Source organism: Paraburkholderia franconis, from assembly GCF_009362735.1.
Lineage (GTDB): Bacteria > Pseudomonadota > Gammaproteobacteria > Burkholderiales > Burkholderiaceae > Paraburkholderia > Paraburkholderia franconis.
In genome coordinates this window covers 1-3,399 of sequence record NZ_WHNP01000180.1, presented here as the reverse complement: position 1 = coordinate 3,399, position 3,399 = coordinate 1, and the positions used below count along the sequence as shown (strand labels likewise).

Here is a 3,399-nt window from a genome sequence, read left to right as displayed (position 1 = left end):
TCACGAGTATGGTGCGGTAAAAAATATGTGCTGCTCGATAAAGAACTAGGCCAAGGCAGTACCTTTGTGGAAAGCGAACAGCACATATTATTCGCTACAAGGTGCGGAGGAAGGTCATCAGGTCGGGCTGATCCCGCCATTGCTTTTGGCCTTCGGCACCGCCTTCCACTTCGCATGTCGCCAGTGCCTGTGCCTTTGTTTCCAGATTGATCTCGGCGTAGATGTTGGTCGTCTCCAACGAAACGTGCCCAAGCCAGCCGCGTATCGTATTGATGTCGACACCGGCCTGGAGTAGTAGCGAGGCGGTCGTATGCCGAATCACATGTGGGTGCACATTCTTGCCGGCAAGCGACGGCGCGTTGGCTGCAGCACGGATAGCGCAGCGCTTGACCAATGCATGAATGCCGGAGCGCGTCATCGTCTCGTGGAATCGATTGAGGAACACCGGCGCGTCTGCGGTCCTCCCCTCGGACTGTAAGCGCAACGCATCGAGCGTGGATTTCCAGAGCGGGCAGCGGCGATGTCTGTTCCCCTTGCCGACGATACTGACCGAGCGCGTGTGCCAGTCAACGTCGCCAATCTTGAGCTGCGCAGCTTCGCTTGCACGCGCTCCTGAGTTAAACATGAAGAGCAGTAACGCATGTTCGCGCTGCCCCTGCGCTGTATTGACGTCAGAGGCAGCGAGCAGGGCGTCCATTTCCTGCCTGCTAAGATAGTTGATCTCCGGCCGACTGGTTCTCTTAACCGGAATCAGATGAATCTGTGCCCACCAGTCGACGTATTCAGGCGCATGTTCGCCGATGAAACGAGCCAGCGCATGGATGCCACCAAGCCGCTGATTTCGTGTGCTGACCGTACAGTGGCGTTGTTCTTCCATGTGCGTCAGGAACAGGCGGACCATTTGCGCGGAGAGATCATCAACGGTCAGGCGGTCGATCCGCTTGTCGACCTTGGCGGCCAAATACGGAAGCAACAGCATGAGCATGTCGCGGTAACTTCTTTGCGTATTCACGGCAAGGTTACGTTCGTCCACCAGATACTCAATCAGGAAACGTCGGATCCACGGACCCAGCAGGGATGAGTTATTCATGTTGCACCTCAAGGACGTACGTTTCAAAGCGCGTGCTCGCTGCATTCAGCAACTCGGGCGTCAGGGTAAGGTAGCGTTGGGTGCCCGCGAGATCGATGTGGCCGAGATAGGTCGCGAGCTGCGGCAACAACAGTTGCAAATCTGCGCCGCTGCGATACCAGGCGATTAGCCGGTGCACTGCGCCTGAGTGTCGCAAATCATGCAGCCTCGGCTGGCAGGACGCACCGCCTTCGCGTTGGATATTTGCCAGAGTACGCTGTCGCTGAAAGGCCTTGCGCACAGCTTTCTGGCTCAGGGGGCGACCATCGCGTAAGCAGAAGAACGGCGCATCTGGTGCCTGCCCAAATCTCTGGTTGCGTTGCCGGGCATAGGTTTGCATCGCTCTATTCAGATCTGCGCCTAGCGGAACCAGCCTCGATCTATAGAATTTGCTCTCGCGCACGTGCAGGACGGCTTCGTCGAGATCGACGTCCTGCATGGTTAACCGCAAGGCTTCGCCATGGCGGAGGCAACCGCCGTACAGAATCAGAATGAGTGCACGCAAAACATATGCATCCAGCAGACCGCGTGGACTGCATGCCGCCGACGCCACGTCGAGCAGGCGCTTTAATTCCTGCTGCGAATAAATATAGGGTGTCAGCGGTGGCGGCAATCTCGGACTGTAGCGAGGAAGCGGCGAAGCCTTGACATATCCACGCGAGAGGGCAAAACGAAACAGGCAGTCAAGTACAGACCTTCTCTTCCGCCAATGGTTAGTCAGCGGTCTGTTGCCAGTCAGAAAGTCCTGTACCTGTTCGACCGTGACCGATGCCACATCAATGTTGCCATCAACCCGGTGGCAGAATGAGGCAAGCGTGGCCGCCTCGGAATTGAAGCGCATGCCCAACGCCCGTTTGTGGCTCACGTATTGGGCGACGAGTTCGGAGAGCTTCATAGCAGACTCCCCAGATCGATTTCGGCCACACACCGCAGTCCGGTCAGGTCGACCTTTGCATAGATTCTCGTCGACGAAGCGCTGCGATGGCCGAGGTGATCACCGATCTCCTTCAGCGCAAAACCAGCGTCGAGTAAATGCCGGGCGTTGGCGTGCCTCAGGCAATGTGCGCCACGCCGCGGAGTATCGATGCCCAGCGTCGTGAGACGCGAGCGGACAATGCCGCTTACGCGTCCGGGTGACAGCGGTCGGATCGGCGCCTCGACCGACAGGAAGAGCTCTCGATGGGCGCTTCGTGGACGCGCTTCCTTCAGGTAGCGCAGAATGGCGTTTCCGACGGTTGCCACCAGCGGGTATTGCTGTGTGCAGCGTTGCTTCGGACGATTGACATGAAGGATCTCGCCGCACCAGTCGATGTCCTCCAGACGGAGCCGTACCACCTCGCCGCGCCTCAGTCCGTAAACAACCAGCAGCATGATCATCGCACGGTTGCGTAGATCGATCGTGCTCTCGCCGACAAAGCTGGCGACAAACCTTTGCACGTCATCCCAGTTCAGCCCGAGTGGCAACCCCTCCTCTCTATACACCACAGGTGCCTCAATGCCCGACGCAACGTTGGTAGCCCACCCTTGTCCTTCTGCGTACCGGAAGAAATTGCGCAGCGTGCTCGCAAGCGCGTGCAATGAGACTCTGCTCCAGCCGCGGTGGCCTTGATAGGCGAGGTAGGTGTCGACATCGTGGATAGTGAGAGCATCGAGCGCCTTGTCAGGGCGACAGACCATTGCCAGAAAATGGCCGATCTCATCACGACAGGTTGAAATCGTGGCAGAGGAAAGTCCTCGCTGGTCGCGCATGAAATCGACGTAGTGCTCGACATAGCGAACAAATGGTTCTTCTATAGGATGCCGTTCCTCCAGACGCCCCAGGAAGCGCAGCCAAGCCGTGGCGGTATGGATGAAGAGAAGCCGCGAGCTGCGGGACTCGTTCGTGCGCTCACTTCGGAGAAGTCGAATCCGATGGTCAACGGCAAACGCGATTTCCTCGTGCGTTATTAACCGCGGGCGGGACAGATCAATGCTCTGTGAAAACACCAGCAGGAGCCACGCGATCTTCCGAATCGACCTGAGCGGATAACCCTGTTCCTGACAATGTACGAGGAAGCGCTTCCTGGATTCCACGCAGGGCGCGAGATTGTGGGCAGCAAGAACATGCGGACGCGTAAAGAGAGTCTCGAACATGATATTCCCCCATCATTGATCAGTGGAATATCAGTATCAGCCTGAAAATTATGTCGTCATGGAAACGTCAACGCGATAGACGATGCGGGGTTCTTGAGAACCACTGTGACATATTTTTTACCGCACCATACTCGTGA

General features: G+C 57.2%; 3 protein-coding genes. All 3 read right to left on the bottom strand.

Going from position 1 to position 3,399, the window contains the following annotated elements; all coding sequences use genetic code 11:
- Positions 1–94: 94 nt before the first annotated feature.
- Genes GCT13_RS47180 through GCT13_RS47170 form a run of 3 tightly spaced genes read right to left on the bottom strand, consistent with a single transcriptional unit; the run spans position 95 to position 3,262 of the window.
- Positions 95–1,090: a tyrosine-type recombinase/integrase gene (locus GCT13_RS47180; RefSeq protein ID WP_152768382.1), complete on the bottom strand. Its 996-nt coding sequence runs from the start codon at positions 1,088–1,090 to the stop codon at positions 95–97.
- The gene (locus tag GCT13_RS47175) at positions 1,083–2,024 is read right to left on the bottom strand and encodes a tyrosine-type recombinase/integrase (RefSeq protein ID WP_152768381.1); all 942 of its coding nucleotides are present in this window, start codon (positions 2,022–2,024) and stop codon (positions 1,083–1,085) included. The genes GCT13_RS47180 and GCT13_RS47175 overlap by 8 nt, the downstream gene beginning before the upstream one ends.
- Positions 2,021–3,262, bottom strand: coding sequence for a tyrosine-type recombinase/integrase (locus GCT13_RS47170; protein ID WP_152768380.1), 1,242 nt, complete (start codon positions 3,260–3,262; stop codon positions 2,021–2,023). The genes GCT13_RS47175 and GCT13_RS47170 overlap by 4 nt, the downstream gene beginning before the upstream one ends.
- Positions 3,263–3,399 lie beyond the last annotated feature (137 nt).

Coding starts and splice junctions, on each gene's coding strand:
- GCT13_RS47180 (WP_152768382.1), bottom strand. CDS start 1,090: ATGAATAACTCATCCCTGCTGGGTCCGTGGATCCGACGTTTCCTGATT.
- GCT13_RS47175 (WP_152768381.1), bottom strand. CDS start 2,024: ATGAAGCTCTCCGAACTCGTCGCCCAATACGTGAGCCACAAACGGGCG.
- GCT13_RS47170 (WP_152768380.1), bottom strand. CDS start 3,262: ATGTTCGAGACTCTCTTTACGCGTCCGCATGTTCTTGCTGCCCACAAT.